The sequence below is a fragment of the Enterobacter sp. J49 genome (genome assembly GCF_002148625.1).
Classification (GTDB): Bacteria; Pseudomonadota; Gammaproteobacteria; order Enterobacterales; family Enterobacteriaceae; genus Enterobacter; species Enterobacter ludwigii.
On sequence record NZ_MWPY01000037.1, the window covers coordinates 360,160 to 376,050 of the forward strand.

The 15,891-nt window shown below is 53.7% G+C and carries 15 protein-coding genes; 9 read left to right on the forward strand and 6 right to left on the reverse strand.

Features of this window, described 5'->3' with window-relative positions; translation table 11 throughout:
• The first annotated feature begins 7 nt into the window (after positions 1–7).
• The 5 genes from yeiB (at position 8) to mglC (ending at position 6,263) form a co-directional block, all read left to right on the forward strand.
• Complete coding sequence (gene yeiB / locus BJP35_RS20030; RefSeq protein ID WP_047366484.1) at positions 8–1,165, forward strand: DUF418 domain-containing protein YeiB; 1,158 nt, start codon at positions 8–10, stop codon at positions 1,163–1,165.
• A 155-nt stretch (positions 1,166–1,320) separates the two neighbouring features.
• A complete protein-coding gene (gene galS / locus BJP35_RS20035; RefSeq protein WP_020883196.1) occupies positions 1,321–2,343 on the forward strand; it encodes an HTH-type transcriptional regulator GalS in 1,023 nt (340 codons plus the stop codon).
• Between the two features lie 295 nt (positions 2,344–2,638).
• On the forward strand, positions 2,639–3,637 hold the full coding sequence (mglB, locus tag BJP35_RS20040; protein ID WP_014170907.1) for a galactose/glucose ABC transporter substrate-binding protein MglB: 999 nt from the start codon (positions 2,639–2,641) through the stop codon (positions 3,635–3,637).
• 79 nt (positions 3,638–3,716) lie between these two features.
• Entirely contained in the window at positions 3,717–5,237 is a 1,521-nt protein-coding gene (gene mglA / locus BJP35_RS20045; RefSeq protein ID WP_020883197.1) for a galactose/methyl galactoside ABC transporter ATP-binding protein MglA, read from the forward strand.
• Positions 5,238–5,252: 15 nt separating this feature from the next.
• The gene (mglC, locus tag BJP35_RS20050; protein WP_014170905.1) at positions 5,253–6,263 is read left to right on the forward strand and encodes a galactose/methyl galactoside ABC transporter permease MglC; all 1,011 of its coding nucleotides are present in this window, start codon (positions 5,253–5,255) and stop codon (positions 6,261–6,263) included.
• Between the two features lie 49 nt (positions 6,264–6,312).
• On the opposite strand, the gene BJP35_RS20055 is transcribed toward mglC, so the two are convergent.
• The 5 genes from BJP35_RS20055 to BJP35_RS20075 form a co-directional block, all read right to left on the reverse strand.
• Positions 6,313–7,701, reverse strand: a complete 1,389-nt coding sequence (locus BJP35_RS20055; RefSeq protein WP_052951145.1) for a glutamine synthetase family protein — start codon at positions 7,699–7,701, stop codon at positions 6,313–6,315.
• 121 nt (positions 7,702–7,822) lie between these two features.
• Positions 7,823–8,542 (reverse strand): outer membrane permeability protein SanA, encoded by a 720-nt coding sequence (sanA, locus tag BJP35_RS20060; protein ID WP_014170903.1) that lies wholly within the window; start codon positions 8,540–8,542, stop codon positions 7,823–7,825.
• Positions 8,543–8,669: 127 nt separating this feature from the next.
• Positions 8,670–9,554, reverse strand: coding sequence for a cytidine deaminase (gene cdd / locus BJP35_RS20065; protein WP_020883200.1), 885 nt, complete (start codon positions 9,552–9,554; stop codon positions 8,670–8,672).
• A 129-nt stretch (positions 9,555–9,683) separates the two neighbouring features.
• The gene (locus BJP35_RS20070; protein ID WP_014170901.1) at positions 9,684–10,379 is read right to left on the reverse strand and encodes a CidB/LrgB family autolysis modulator; all 696 of its coding nucleotides are present in this window, start codon (positions 10,377–10,379) and stop codon (positions 9,684–9,686) included.
• Positions 10,376–10,774 carry a CidA/LrgA family protein gene (locus tag BJP35_RS20075; RefSeq protein WP_020883202.1) on the reverse strand — a complete coding sequence of 133 codons (399 nt, stop codon included), beginning with the start codon at positions 10,772–10,774 and terminating at the stop codon, positions 10,376–10,378. The genes BJP35_RS20070 and BJP35_RS20075 overlap by 4 nt, the downstream gene beginning before the upstream one ends.
• Positions 10,775–10,968: 194 nt before the next feature.
• Here BJP35_RS20075 and dusC point away from each other — a divergent pair, with 194 nt between their 5' ends.
• The 3 genes from dusC to BJP35_RS20095 all read left to right on the forward strand — a co-directional run bounded on the left by dusC (position 10,969) and on the right by BJP35_RS20095 (position 14,447).
• The gene (dusC, locus tag BJP35_RS20080) at positions 10,969–11,901 is read left to right on the forward strand and encodes a tRNA dihydrouridine(16) synthase DusC (protein WP_047742911.1); all 933 of its coding nucleotides are present in this window, start codon (positions 10,969–10,971) and stop codon (positions 11,899–11,901) included.
• A gap of 321 nt (positions 11,902–12,222) precedes the next feature.
• Positions 12,223–13,632 carry a multidrug resistance outer membrane protein MdtQ gene (gene mdtQ, locus BJP35_RS20090; RefSeq protein WP_047742909.1) on the forward strand — a complete coding sequence of 470 codons (1,410 nt, stop codon included), beginning with the start codon at positions 12,223–12,225 and terminating at the stop codon, positions 13,630–13,632.
• 50 nt (positions 13,633–13,682) lie between these two features.
• Positions 13,683–14,447: an SDR family oxidoreductase gene (locus BJP35_RS20095; protein WP_020883205.1), complete on the forward strand. Its 765-nt coding sequence runs from the start codon at positions 13,683–13,685 to the stop codon at positions 14,445–14,447.
• A gap of 42 nt (positions 14,448–14,489) precedes the next feature.
• On the opposite strand, the gene BJP35_RS20100 is transcribed toward BJP35_RS20095, so the two are convergent.
• Positions 14,490–15,062, reverse strand: coding sequence for a DedA family protein (locus BJP35_RS20100; RefSeq protein WP_032678567.1), 573 nt, complete (start codon positions 15,060–15,062; stop codon positions 14,490–14,492).
• Between the two features lie 157 nt (positions 15,063–15,219).
• Here BJP35_RS20100 and BJP35_RS20105 point away from each other — a divergent pair, with 157 nt between their 5' ends.
• Entirely contained in the window at positions 15,220–15,807 is a 588-nt protein-coding gene (locus BJP35_RS20105) for a Yip1 family protein (protein ID WP_014170891.1), read from the forward strand.
• Positions 15,808–15,891 lie beyond the last annotated feature (84 nt).

The following is a 15,891-nucleotide window of genomic DNA, read 5'->3' on the forward strand; positions in this document are numbered from 1 at the left end:
AGGCTACATGGAGCGAAACGTCACGCTCGATTTTGTTCGAGGCGTCGCCATTCTCGGTATCCTGCTGCTTAACATCAGCGCCTTCGGCTTGCCGAAGGCGGCGTATCTCAATCCTGCGTGGTATGGCGACATCACCCGCAGCGATGCCTGGACGTGGGCCATCCTCGATCTCTTTGCCCAGGTCAAATTCCTCACCCTGTTTGCCCTGCTGTTTGGCGCGGGCCTGCAGCTACTGCTCAGGCGCGGTACGCGCTGGATCCAGTCGCGTCTGACATTGCTGGTGATCCTCGGCTTTATTCACGGGCTGTTCTTCTGGGATGGCGACATTCTTCTCGCCTATGGCTTAGTCGGGCTGATTTGCTGGCGGCTCATTCGCGATGCGCACAGCGTAAAAAGCCTGTTTAACACGGGCGTGATGCTTTACGTCATGGGCCTTGGCGTGCTGTTACTGCTGGGGATAATCTCCGGTGATGCGACAAACCGTTCATGGATCCCCGATGCTGCCAACCTTCAGTACGAGCAGTACTGGAAGCTGAAAGGAGGCACGGAAGCGATAAGCAACCGTGCGGATATGCTTGGCGATAACCTCCTGGCGCTGGGGGCACAATATGGCTGGCAGCTGGCAGGGATGATGCTGATGGGGGCATCACTGATGCGTACCGGCTGGCTGAAAGGGGAGTTTTCCCTTCGCCACTATCGCCTGACGGGAGCCGGGTTAATTCTTCTCGGCGTGCTGATTAATCTGCCGGCCGTGATCATGCAGTGGCATCTGCACTGGAACTACCGCTGGTGTGCGTTTCTGCTTCAGGTCCCGCGCGAGCTGAGCGCGCCCTTCCAGACGATTGGCTATGCGGCACTCATTTACGGCTTCTGGCCACAAATGTGTCGTGCATGGATTGTCAGTGCCATTGCCTGCGTAGGCCGTATGGCCCTCAGCAATTACATTCTGCAGACGCTGATATGCACCACGCTTTTCTATCGGTTTGGCCTGTTTATGAAATTCGACCGGCTTTCGCTGCTGGCGTTTGTTATCCCGGTCTGGTTGGTTAACCTGGCGTTTTCTGTTCTCTGGCTGCGTTATTTCCGCCAGGGGCCGCTGGAGTGGGTGTGGCGTCAGTTAACCGCACATGCTTCAGGGGTATCATTGAGAAATACATCCAGATAACGATCTGGATCACAATCATTAACAAAACGGATGTAAACGTTTTCATCTGTGTGAGCTTCTTCACGTAGTCCCCTTTCTCTCGCTGCCAAAATAGCCACCTTGCTAAACACAGGGGGTGTCTGTGAGTTGCTGCAATCCTTTGAAGGATGGTGAATATGATCACCATTCGTGACGTCGCCCGTCAGGCGGGTGTTTCCGTGGCTACCGTCTCACGCGTGCTGAACAACAGCGCGCTGGTCAGCCCTGACACCCGCGAAACCGTAATGAAAGCCGTGACCCAGCTGGGTTATCGCCCTAATGCCAATGCGCAGGCGCTTGCCACGCAGGTCAGCGATACCATTGGCGTGGTGGTGATGGATGTCTCTGATGCCTTTTTCGGTGCGCTGGTTAAAGCGGTAGACGTTGTCGCTCAGCAGCATCAGAAATACGTGCTGATTGGCAACAGCTATCACGAGGCTGAAAAAGAGCGTCATGCGATTGAAGTGCTGATCCGCCAGCGTTGTAACGCACTGATTGTGCACTCAAAAGCCTTAAGCGATGACGAGATTTCCGGGTTTATGGAGCAAATCCCGGGCATGGTGCTGATCAACCGTATTGTGCCAGGGTATGCCCACCGCTGCGTCGGGCTGGATAACGTCAGCGGGGCGATGATGGCCACCAAAATGCTCATCAACAACGGGCATCAGCGGATCGGTTTTTTGGCCTCCAGCCATCATATTGAAGATGATGAGCTGCGGCGCGAAGGCTGGCAAAACGCCCTTAAAGAACAGGGTATTACGCCGTCTGAAAGCTGGGTCGGAACCGGAACGCCGGATATGCAGGGCGGGGAGGCGGCGATGGTGGAGTTGCTGGGCCGTAATCTGCAGCTGTCTGCCGTGTTTGCCTATAACGATAACATGGCGGCCGGGGCGCTGACTGCGCTGAAGGATAACGGCATTGCAGTGCCACAGCATTTATCGTTGATTGGTTTTGATGATATTCCCATTGCCCGTTACACCGACCCGCAGCTGACCACCGTGCGTTACCCCATTGCCTCTATGGCCAAACTGGCCACTGAGCTGGCGTTACAGGGGGCGGCAGGGCTGCTGGATCCGGGCGCAACACACTGTTTCATGCCGACTTTAGTGCGTCGACATTCTGTCGCTGCCCGGCAAATTGTGGTTCCGATCACTAACTGATTACATCAGCTGATGTAACCGTTTTCAATCTGTGAGTAAATTCACAGTATCTTAACAAGGCGCTGACTATGATGTCAGCGTTTTAGGGGCTGAAACGCTATGTAACAGTGATTAATCACTTTCACCATAGCCAATGTGCCGCAAACAACGAATAAAACGCATTTCTGGAGCGTTACCGAACACGGAAGATAGAAATTTTATAAGTGAACTTCGGCTGTCAGTAACGTTTCATTAACACCTGCCTGCCGATCGTTATTCACAAGAACTACCCTGCATAAAAAAAACCGGAGATACCATGAATAAGAAGGTGTTGACCCTGTCTGCTGTAATGGCAAGCATGCTTTTTGGTGCAGCAGCGCACGCTGCGGATACCCGTATTGGTGTGACCATCTATAAATACGACGACAACTTCATGTCTGTTGTCCGTAAAGCTATCGAGAAAGATGCTAAAGCAGCGCCAGATGTTCAGCTGCTGATGAATGACTCCCAGAACGACCAGTCCAAACAGAACGACCAGATCGACGTTCTGCTGGCAAAAGGCGTGAAGGCACTGGCCATCAACCTGGTTGACCCCGCTGCGGCAGGCACGGTCATTGAAAAAGCGCGCGGCCAGAATGTGCCGATTGTCTTCTTCAACAAAGAACCTTCCCGTAAAGCGCTGGACAGCTATGACAAAGCGTTTTACGTCGGTACTGACTCCAAAGAGTCCGGCATTATTCAGGGCGATCTGATCGCTAAACACTGGGCGGCGAACCCGAACTGGGACCTGAACAAAGACGGCCAGATCCAGTTCGTGCTGCTGAAAGGCGAACCAGGCCATCCGGATGCTGAAGCCCGTACCACTTACGTTATCAAAGAGCTGAATGATAAGGGCCTGAAAACCCAGCAGCTGGCATTAGATACCGCGATGTGGGATACCGCTCAGGCGAAAGATAAGATGGACGCGTGGCTGTCCGGCCCGAACGCTAACAAAATCGAAGTGGTAATTGCCAACAACGATGCGATGGCTATGGGTGCGGTAGAAGCGCTGAAAGCGCACAACAAATCAGCCATTCCTGTGTTCGGTGTGGATGCACTGCCAGAAGCTCTGGCCCTGGTGAAATCCGGTGCAATGGCCGGGACCGTGCTGAACGATGCCAACAACCAGGCGAAAGCAACCTTCGATCTGGCGAAAAACCTGGCCGATGGCAAAGGTGCGGCAGACGGTACGACCTGGAAAATTGAAAACAAAATCGTTCGCGTACCTTACGTTGGCGTAGACCAGTCCAACCTGGCTGAGTTTATCGGTAAATAAGTTATTTGAATTGTCTTCACTGGGCGCAACTTGTTGCGCCCTTTTATAACGCGATATGCGAGGCCAACAAGGTATAATTATGGTCAGCACAAATACTCAGTCATCTGGTGAATACTTGTTGGAAATGAGCGCTATCAACAAGTCATTTCCCGGGGTTAAGGCACTCGATAATGTTAATTTAAAAGTTCGTCCTCACTCTATTCACGCATTAATGGGTGAGAACGGCGCAGGTAAATCAACATTATTAAAATGTCTTTTTGGGATCTATCAAAAAGATTCTGGCAGCATTCTTTTTCAGGGGAAAGAGATCGATTTCCATTCAGCAAAAGAAGCACTGGAAAACGGTATCTCAATGGTTCACCAGGAATTAAACCTGGTGCTGCAGCGTTCTGTTATGGATAACATGTGGCTGGGCCGTTATCCGACCAAAGGTGTCTTTGTCGATCAGGATAAAATGTATCGCGACACCAAAGCGATTTTCGATGAACTGGATATTGATATCGATCCGCGCGCCCGCGTGGGAACGTTATCCGTGTCTCAAATGCAGATGATCGAAATTGCCAAAGCGTTCTCCTATGATGCGAAAATCGTCATCATGGACGAACCGACATCGTCATTAACGGAAAAAGAGGTTAACCACCTTTTTACCATTATTCGTAAGCTCAAAGACCGCGGCTGCGGCATTGTTTATATCTCTCACAAAATGGAAGAGATCTTCCAGCTGTGTGATGAGATTACCATCCTGCGCGACGGCCAGTGGATTGCCACCCAGCCTCTCGAAGGGCTGGATATGGACAAGATCATCGCCATGATGGTGGGGCGCTCTCTGAACCAGCGCTTCCCGGACAAAGAGAACAAGCCGGGTGAAGTGATCCTTGAGGTTCGCAATCTCACCTCGCTGCGTCAGCCGTCTATTCGCGACGTCTCTTTTGACCTGCATAAGGGCGAAATTCTCGGTATCGCAGGTCTGGTCGGGGCAAAACGTACTGATATTGTCGAAACCCTGTTCGGTATTCGTGAGAAAGCCGCGGGCACCATCACGCTGCACGGTAAGAAAATCAATAACCACAGCGCTAACGAAGCCATTAATAATGGTTTTGCGCTGGTCACGGAAGAGCGTCGTTCGACCGGTATTTATGCGTATCTGGATATTAACTTTAACTCGTTAATTTCCAATATTCGCAACTATAAAAACAAAGTCGGGCTGCTGGATAACTCCCGCATGAAGAGCGATACCCAGTGGGTGATTGACTCCATGCGCGTCAAAACGCCAGGTCACCGCACGCAAATTGGTTCGCTGTCAGGCGGTAACCAGCAGAAGGTCATTATTGGCCGTTGGTTATTAACCCAGCCAGAAATCCTGATGCTGGATGAACCGACCCGCGGTATTGACGTCGGCGCGAAGTTTGAGATTTATCAGCTGATTGCCGAGCTGGCGAAAAAGAATAAAGGGATCATTATTATTTCTTCCGAAATGCCGGAATTGTTAGGGATCACAGATCGTATTCTGGTTATGAGCAATGGTCTCGTTGCCGGTATTGTTGACACCAAAACGACAACGCAAAACGAAATTTTGCGTCTTGCGTCTTTGCACCTTTAAGATCAGGGGCTCCTCATGAGTGCGTTAAATAAAAAAAGTTTTCTCACTTACCTGAAAGAAGGCGGTATTTACGTTGTTCTTTTAGTACTGCTGGCTATCATCATTTTCCAGGACCCTACGTTCTTAAGCCTGTTGAACCTCAGTAACATCCTGACCCAGTCCTCCGTGCGTATTATTATCGCGCTGGGCGTGGCGGGACTTATCGTGACGCAGGGGACTGACCTGTCAGCGGGACGTCAGGTTGGCCTCGCGGCGGTTATCGCGGCAACGCTGCTACAGTCGATGGAAAACGCCAACAAGGTGTTCCCGGAAATGGCGACCATGCCCATTTTCGTGGTGATCCTGATTGTCTGTGCGATCGGCGCAGTGATTGGTCTGATTAACGGCATCATTATCGCTTACCTTAACGTGACGCCATTTATCACTACCTTAGGTACGATGATCATCGTTTACGGTATCAACTCCCTGTACTACGACTTCGTGGGGGCGTCGCCAATCTCTGGCTTCGACAGCGGGTTCTCGACCTTTACGCAAGGGTTTATCGCGCTGGGCAGTTTCCGCCTGTCGTACATTACCTTCTACGCCCTGATTGCCGTCGCTTTTGTCTGGATCCTGTGGAACAAAACCCGCTTCGGTAAAAACATCTTCGCTATCGGCGGTAACCCGGAAGCGGCGAAAGTGTCCGGCGTCAACGTTGCCCTGAACCTGCTGATGATCTACGCCCTGTCAGGTGTGTTCTACGCCTTTGGTGGGATGCTGGAAGCGGGCCGTATCGGCTCTGCAACGAACAACCTGGGCTTCATGTACGAACTGGATGCGATCGCAGCCTGTGTGGTCGGCGGCGTCTCCTTTAGCGGCGGCGTGGGTACCGTGTTCGGCGTGGTAACCGGTGTCATCATCTTTACCGTAATCAACTACGGTCTGACCTACATCGGCGTGAACCCGTACTGGCAGTACATCATCAAAGGCGGCATCATCATCTTTGCGGTCGCCCTGGATTCACTCAAATACGCGCGTAAAAAATAATCGCCTCTGGCATTACCTGGCCCGCTCATCGAGCGGGCTTTTTTGTGCTTCATGCCAGACTCGACTCCTCCCGGGTGACGATGCTCTCGAACCAGTCGAGCTCAGAGAGTTTGCAGGCAACCCACTGTTGAGAAAAAGCCTCTCCCAGGCTGTCGGTGAGATACTGACAGCGTGCAAATGTCTCAATCGCCTCCTGCTGAAACAGCGGCAGATCCGGCCCGTCCTGCTGAGGTTCAGGTAAATCCTGCTCGTCAAAATTTTCCAGCCCGTACAGCATTCCGCTCAGAAGCGTTGCCGCCACCAGATACGGGTTGGCATCAGCCCCGGCCAGCCGGTACTCAATACGCCGGTTATGGTCATCAGAGCAGGGAATACGCAGCGCGGCGGAGCGGGTGTTATAACCCCAGGAGTTAAATAGCGGTTCCGTGAGGTTTTTACGCAGGCGGCGAAATGCGTTAACGCCAGGGGCGAGAATGGCGATGGAGGCGGGCATCAGCGCCATCTGGCCAGCGATGCAGAGGCGCATCATGCTGTTCAGCGCTTCCACCGGTGACGCGAATACGTTTTCGCCATGAATATCGTTCAGGCTGAAATGGAAGTGCAAACCGCTGCCGGACTGCTGGCTGAACGGTTTGGCCATAAAGTTGGCCTGCAGACCCTGTTTCTCCGCAACGTAGCGGGTCAGGCGTCGCAGGGCCAGCACGTTATCGCAGACTTCAACGACGCGATGGCTATGCTTCAGGTTTAACTCGAACTGGCCAGATTCGGCTTCGGCCACGATCCCGGTCAGGGGGATACGCTGCAGGTGCGCCAGCTGCTCCAGCTCGTCAAACAGTGCCGCGTGTGCCGTTGAGGTATCCATATGAAAGCAGCCCTGATTTTGTGGATCCTGCGTGCCGCGTCCGGTCAGGTAAAACTCAATTTCCGGGGCAATCACCGGGAAGAGCCCGTGCTGATGGAAACGAGCCAGAACGTTTTGCAATATCACCCTTGGCTCAAGCGGGCACGGTTTGCCGTCACTCTCTTTCATGGTCAGCAGGATCTGCGCGTTATGCTGAGGGTCTTGCGAACAGGGGCGCAGGGAACCGCCGACGGGAACGCAGAGCCGGTCGGGCTCATCATCAAGCGGGGCGGCTATTTTGCCTTTATGGTCCATGGAGTAGACGGAGAGGGGGAAGTAACAGCCTTTTTCCAGATTTAGCATGCTTTCCACCGAGAGCCGCTTGCCGCGCATAATGCCATTGATATCGTTCAGGTAAACGTCAATATGTTTTGTCTGCGGGTAACGTTCCAGGTAATCCGCCACTTCCAGCGAGACGTTGTGTTGCATGGCATCAATTTTGTCATCAAGCCAGAGGCCAGCGTTGAGCGCCGTCGGAAGTGATAAACCCGGGAAGTTAAAATAGGGGCGGATATTTTTCAGGAAAAACGCATTCATTATTGAGTTCATAGTCATTCTTCAATGAAGCCGTAGCGGCAGTGAACTCAGCTTAAAAGGGGCGGCGTAAAGGCGGGATAAAAAGCGTTACGCCCGGTATAAAGAAAGTATAAAGGCGAGGCTATTTTTTCTCTTTTTTCTGCATATCAAGCAGTTGTTCTGGCGTGACGGCCGGGTAGCCCTGCGCATCTTCCGGCACTTCATGCATCGCCGGAATGGGTACCAGCGGGCCTAAAAAGCGCGGTTCACGTTTGAAGATGTACAGATCGGCCAGAGCGCCAAAACGCGCGCCAAACTCACGTACGCGGACGCTCAGCATATCTTTTGGCGACGGCACGGCGTAGCACTGCGCCTGGATACCCATATGCAGCGCGATAAACAGCGCCCGTTCGCAGTGGAAACGTTGGGTAATGATGATGAAATCGTTGGTATCGAACACCTTGCGCGTACGCACGATGGAATCCAGAGTACGGAAACCCGCGTAGTCGAGCACGATATCGGCCGGATCGACGCCAGCGGCAATCAGGTCTTTGCGCATGGTGACCGGTTCGTTATAGCTTTGCAGCGCATTATCGCCGCTCAGCAGCAGGTAATTCACTTTGCCGCTGTTATACGCGTTCAGCGCGCCCTGAATGCGGTAACGGTAATACTGATTAATTACCCCGGTGCGGTAATACTTGGCGGTACCCAGCACAACGCCGACCTGACGATAGGGCAGGTCCTGCAGGTCGTCAAAGATATACGGAGCCGTTTTCCAGCTCATCCAGCGATCAAGACCCAGCACGATCAACAGCAGTATGCCGACCAGGACAGACAGGCTGTAAAAAGCGCGCTTTAACATGCAGATGGCTCGTACCGAAGGTGAAATTTAACTCAGGCTACTTTACCCGCCTGGTTAGCGCAAGAAACAGCGAATCAACTGAGGGGTTTTTCAGCAAAGCGGCGGGCATTTCTGCCCGCCGGAGGCATTACGCAAGCAAAACACGGTCAATAGTTGAGCAACCGAGCGCTTTCAGCGTTGCGGCGGTGGCATCCCACTGGATCAACGGCGCGTCGGCTTTCTCTGCCAGAATAGCGCGCTGAATGTCCGGGTAGTCATAGCCATTGAGGCTCAGCAAATTCAGGGCGCCCTGAAGCGGTGGCAGCGTCGGGTTAAAGGCGGCGTTTTCGGCATAGCTTCCGGTGAAGATGCGACCATCACGACACTGCAGCGCCACACCGCTTGGGGAGTGACTGTATGGCGTGTGGCTCTTGTTCGCCGCGCGAATCGCGGCTTCGCTCAGCGCATCGCCGGAAAGGGCAAAACCGTGATCCTGTTCATCCATCAGCAGCGTTTTGATGTCGAGATCTTTCGGACCAAACGCGTCAGGCAGGTAATCCCCGAGGGTATGCGGCGCACGGCCTGGCAGATTGATGCGTAACTCCAGCCCGCTGTTCAGCTCGTTCATGAACTGGCGGCAGTGGCCGCAAGGGGTGTAGTTAACGGTAATGGCGCTCAGCGCTTGTTCACCGCGCAGCCAGGCGTGGCTGATGGCGCTTTGTTCCGCGTGAACGGTCTGCTGCATGGTCGCGCCGAGGAACTCCATGTTGCCACCGAAGTACCAGGTTCCACTTACGCCGCGTGCAATCGCACCGACGTTGAAATGAGAGAGATCGGCGCGGGCGCAGGCTGCCGCCAGCGGCAGCAGCGCGAAGGCCAGCGCGTCGTCGTCCAGCCCTGTGGCTTCTTTCAGTGCCGTGACGTGTTCAGCCGTCAGCAGGGCCGGGAAATGCTCATCCGCCAGAATCGGGGCCAGAGCTGATTGCACATTCTCTGCAAGCTGGGCGAAAGCAGCTTGAAAACGTGGATGCATGGCGTTTGCCTCATAAAGGTTAATGGATCGGTAGTTTACGGAGCCGCTGGGGCTTTATATGTGATCCACTTCTCATTATGTATGCAACTTATGAAAACAAAATGAAATTTGCGCGACGCATCGCAAATTTTAACCCATGACCGCCACAATCAGCGGGAAAATAAACGGTGCGAGCAGGGAGGTGATAATCCCGCAGATCACCAGTGCGAGTGAGCTAAACGCCCCTTCCTGATAATCCAGTTCAGCGCAGCGCGCGGTGCCCAGGGCGTGCGACGCGGTACCCATCGCCAGACCTCGTGCCGCTTTGGTGTGGATACGCATCGCATTCAGCAGGGTATGTCCAAAGACCGCGCCGAGGATCCCCACGAATATCACACACATGGCGCTGATGGCCGGAATCCCCCCCAGGCTGCCGCCCACGGCCATCGCGATAGGCGTGGTGACCGACTTAGGCAGAATAGAGGCCGCAATTTGTGGAGACGCGCCCATCAACAGCGCCACCGAGGTGCCGGTGATCATCGCCACCAGGCTCCCGACAAAACAGATGGTAATGATGGATTTCCAGCGGGCGCGGATCTGGTGCAATTGCTCATATAAAGGAAAGGCGAGCGCCACCACGGCCGGCTGCAGAAGGTCGTTCAAAATTTTGCTGCCGGCAAAGTAGCGTTCATAAGGAATGCCGGTGAGAAGCAGGAACGGGATAATCACCACCATCGCCACCAGCAGCGGATTAAGTAACGGCATTTTGAAACGTGCGGCGAGTTTGCGTGCGGCGAAGAACACTGCCAGCGTTAACGGCAGCGACCACCAGATATTGGCCATCATTGTTTTGTTCCTTTCTGCCCAACCACTTTACGTTCGCCATGCACCAGATGCGAACTCCAGCTTACTACCAGGAAAACCACCAGCGTACTGACCGCGCAGGAGACCACAATGGGTCCGAACTGCGCCTGGAGCAAATCAAAATACTGCATAACCCCGACGCCGATAGGCACGAACAGCAGCGCCATATAGCGAATAAGGACAAAGCAGCCAGGGTTAACCCATCTGGCAGGCAGAATTTGCAATGCCAGCAAAACAAAGAGGATCAACATTCCGATGATGCTGCCGGGAATGGTGATGGGAAGCAGGGATGCGATAAAGATTCCGGCATACAGGCAGGCGTAAATCAGGACGAATGCGCGAAGATATTGCCAGATAATGTTCAATGATTTTCTCATGGTGAAAGTCCTTGATGAAACGCATTCATCATACAATTAAACCTAAAAATGTGCCACGGATCACATCATGAATTTTGAGCATACCAGACATTCCGAAATGGAACGTCTGGTATAACCTCACCGGGTTAACCGCCGGGCTTTCCTCACGCCGGGAGAGCGGCTACTATAGCGCGTCTTTTTTCACAGGTACTGCTATGCGTGTTTTACTGGCCCCAATGGAAGGCGTGCTCGACTCTCTCGTGCGCGAGCTTCTGACCGAGGTGAACGACTACGATCTCTGCGTGACGGAGTTTTTGCGCGTGGTCGATATGTTGTTGCCAGTAAAATCATTCTATCGCCTTTGCCCGGAACTGCATCATCAGAGCCGCACCTCTTCCGGCACGCTGGTGCGCATTCAGCTATTGGGTCAGTATCCCGAATGGCTGGCGGAGAACGCGGCCCGTGCCGTAGAGCTTGGTTCCTTTGGGGTTGACCTCAACTGCGGTTGCCCATCAAAACTGGTGAATGGCAGCGGCGGCGGCGCCACCTTGCTGAAAGATCCGGAGCTGATTTACCGTGGCGCAAAAGCCATGCGTGAGGCTGTACCGTCGCATCTGCCGGTGACGGTAAAGGTGCGTCTGGGATGGGACAGCGACGCGCGGCAATTTGAGATTGCCGATGCCGTGCAGCAGGCCGGGGCCACTGAGCTGGTGGTGCATGGCCGCACCAAAGAAGATGGCTATAAAGCCGAACGTATTAACTGGCAGGCGATTGGCGAGATCCGCAAAAGACTCACCATTCCCGTTATTGCCAACGGGGAAATCTGGGATTACGAAAGCGCGCAGGCGTGCCTGAAAGAGACTGGCTGCGATGCGGTGATGATTGGCCGCGGCGCGCTTAACGTACCAAACCTCAGCCGGGTGATTAAATATAACGAACCACGTATGCCGTGGGCTGATGTGGTCACGCTGCTGCAAAAATACAGCCGCCTCGAAAAACAGGGTGATACCGGGTTATATCACGTCGCGCGAATTAAGCAGTGGCTCAGTTATTTACGCAAAGAGTACAGTGAAGCGCTGGGGTTATTTCAGGAGATCCGCACGCTGCAGACTTCCGCTGATATTGCACGGGTGATTCAGTCCAGGTAACGGAATTTGCCCGGCGCTGAGCCGGGCAATGAAATCAGAAAATCATCTTGAATACACCGGTTACCACCAGCAGCCCTATCAGAAATATAATTAAAATAACCCACAGTAATATTTTCATTCGTTTCTCCTGCGTCTGTTTGTCGAAAGTAAGTGTAGCAGTGAATTTATAATGAAGATGAATTCACTCATTTAATTCATTCTTATGATGAATAATTTTCTGAGTATGAAAATGTATGACAAATTGCGGGTTGCCACGCGTTACTAAAAAAAAGAGCGACGTCTGGCGTAAGTTGCGCCTTTATTTTTCGCGTGAATGGCGTAATGAAACCTTTATCTCTGAGTATTCCCCTGGTTTTTATTCTGGTGGCCTGCGCGCCGGAACATGCCTCGGTTTCCCCTGTAAATATGCAATCAACAACGGCTGCGGTGAATACTACGCTGAGCCATACCGCGTGGCCGAAAGATGCATGGTGGAAAACGTATAACGATCCTGAACTCAATTCGCTGATTGCGAAGGCGCTGAACGATGCGCCGGATATGCAAATTGCCCGTCAGCGCATCACGCTGGCGGAAGCGCAGGCAAAAGCCACCCTGGCCGCCGGGGGGCCGGAAATTGATTTCTCAGCGGATGCTGAACGGCAAAAAATGTCAGCCGAGGGGCTGATGGGGCCCTTTGCGATAACCGATCCGGCGGCGGGAACCACCGGACCGTGGTACACCAACGGTACTTTTGGTCTGAGCGCGGGCTGGGATCTCGATTTGTGGGGGAAAAATCGTGCACGGGTTGAAGCCCGAATTGGCCGGGTAAACGCGCAAAAAGCGGAGCTTGAGCAAACCCGGCAACTGCTTGCCAGCAGCGTCGCACGTCTTTACTGGGCGTGGCAAACCCAGGCCGCGGTGGGGGATGTCCTCACGGAGATTCAACACCAGCAGGACACGATTATTGCAGCCGACCGCGAACTGTATCAGCATGGGATCACCTCTTCCGTTGAGGGCGTCGAGACCGACATCAACGCCAGCAAAACTGACGAGCAGCTGGCAGAAGTGAACGGAAAAATGAAAGCCGTTGAGGCGCGTCTGAGCGCCCTGACGAACACCTCCTCAGTGACGCTTACACGCCACGCCTTACCCACAGTAGAAGCCTCGCTCCCGGCCACGCTGGGGTATGAACTGCTGGCACGTCGACCGGATTTGCAGGAGGCTCGCTGGTATATCGAGGCCTCCATGAGTGACGTTGAGGCCGCCAGAGCAGCCTTCTATCCCGATGTGAATCTGATGGCTTTCTTACAGCAGGATGCCCTGCACCTGAGCGATTTGTTCCGCTCTTCTGCGCAGCAGATGGGCGTCACCGCCGGTCTGACGCTGCCCATTTTCGACAGCGGCAGGCTAAACGCCGAGCTGGATATTGCCCAGGCGCAGAACAATCTCTCCGTCGCGCGTTATAACAAAGCGGTGGTGGATGCGGTGAATCAGGTGGCGCGCACGGCCAGCGAAGTCGAAACACTGACCGCCAAAAACCAGCACCAGCAGCGTGTCGAAAAAGAGGCTGCCCGCGTTGTTGCACTGGCTCAGGCCCGCTTTCGCGCCGGCATTATCGCCGGCTCCCGCGTAAGTGAAGCCAGAATACCGGCCCTCAGGGAGCAGCTCACCGGGGTGATGCTCAAAGGCCAGTACGTTGACGCCACGCTGCAGCTGACCTCGGCGCTGGGTGGCGGTTATCATCAGGGCTAAAAAGCGCGATTATCTATACTTACCTCTTTGCAGCTTTTCTGGAGGTGAGTATGACCAAAGTCGCGATTGTTACCGCATCGGATTCCGGGATTGGGAAAACCACGGCCCTGATGCTGGCTGAACGAGGGTTTGATATCGGCGTCACCTGGCATTCTGACGAAAAAGGTGCGCTGGAAACCTGCCGCGAAGTCGAGGCGAAGGGGCGGCGTGCAGAGGCGGTTCAACTTGATTTAAGCACTCTCCCGCAGGGGGCGCAGGCCATTGAAACGTTAATTACGCGCTTTGGTCGGCTGGACGTGCTGGTCAACAATGCCGGGGCGATGACCAAAGCGCCGTTTCTCGACATGCCGTTTGAGGAGTGGCGGGGGATTTTTACCGTTGACGTGGATGGCGCGTTTCTCTGTTCACAGATCGCTGCGCGTCAGATGGTGAAGCAGGGAGAAGGGGGGCGAATTGTGAACATTACCTCGGTGCATGAACACACGCCTTTACCGGATGCCAGTGCGTATACGGCGGCCAAGCATGCCCTGGGCGGATTAACCAAATCCATGGCGCTGGAGCTGGTCGAGCATAACATCCTGGTGAATGCCGTTGCGCCAGGTGCCATTGCCACGCCAATGAATGATATGGACGACAGTGAAGTGAAGGCCGGTTCGATGCCCGCGATCCCGCTCGCGCGGCCGGGGCATACCAAAGAGATTGCCAGCCTGGTGGCGTGGCTGTGTGACGGTGACGCCAGCTATGCTACCGGGCAATCATTTATTGTCGACGGCGGTTTTATGCTGGCGAATCCACAATTTAAGCCCGCCGGGTAGAAACTTTTCGCCCTCTCTTTGTGCGAGAGGGCGCCATTGCACTTACTCTTCATCCCGCGTCTTTTCCCGATGCTTCAGCCACAGCCGGACCGCAATTACCACCACGACAATCAGGATAACCCATGCCCAGTGCTTCAGATGCTGGTCAACATTATGCAGCCACGGACCAATCACTTCTCCACCCACATAACCGAGCGTGGTAAAGATCAGGGCCCAGGCAATCGCGCCAAGAATGTTCAGCGGCAAGAAAATTTTCGGCGGTAAATGGCTGGCGCCAATCAGTATTGGGCCGATAATCCGAAAGCCGTACATAAAACGGGTGCCAATCACGAACAGGTAAGGGTGACGCTGGATAAGCCGTTGGGCACGGTGAATTTTCTTGCGGTGCTTTGAAAAGCGCTTCAAAAGCGTGGGGCCAAAGCGCAGTCCCAGAAAGTAGAGCAGCTGATCGCCAATCATCCCACCGAGTGCGACTGCGGCAACAACAAGTGGGAATTTGAGTAACCCCTGATGCGCGGCCACCCCGCCGAGCAGCGTGATGGTTTCTCCTTCCGCCACGCTGCCAACGACCAGTGCAGCGTATCCATATTGTTCAATAAGACTGTTGATATCCATTACGTCAATGTCATCTCCCTTATTATGCCTCGGTTAATCATATACCCCATGAATCAATAACGGGGCAATCAACGGAAATTTCCCACAGTACATAAAATAATCTCTGGCCTGCATTATACTTAAGATATTGCTGACGGGCCGACAACAAGGGGGCGTTATGAACCATGTCTGGGGACTTTTCTCCCATCCCGATCGTGAAATGCATGTCATCAAAACGGAGAACGAAACGGTCTCGCATCATTACACGCATCATGTGCTGCTGATGGCAGCGGTGCCTGTAATCTGCGCGTTTATTGGCACAACACAAATCGGCTGGAACTTTGGTGATGGCACCGTGGTTCAGCTTTCCTGGTTTACCGGTCTTTCACTGGCCATTCTCTTTTATGGCCTGATGCTGGCGGGTGTGGCTGTCATGGGGCGTGTCATTCACTGGATGGCGCGTAACTATCCGCAACGTCCATCGCTGGCACACTGTATGGTTTTCGCCGGGTATGTCGCGACGCCGCTGTTCTTAAGCGGTATTGTGGCGCTGTATCCACTGGTCTGGTTGTGCGCGCTGATCGGTACTATTGCCCTCTTTTACACCGGTTATCTGCTGTATCTGGGGGTACCAACCTTCCTCAATATCAATAAAGAAGAGGGCCTGAGCTTCTCCAGTTCAACGCTCGCCATCGGCGTGCTGGTGCTGGAAGCGCTACTGGCTCTGACGGTTATTCTGTGGGGTTATGGATACCGTCTCTTCTAGGCTCTCTGCATTGCTGGCGTAAATGCCAGCAATGCAGCATCTGTTCACGATTATCCTCTGGCGACAAAGCCCGGTGACCGCTAT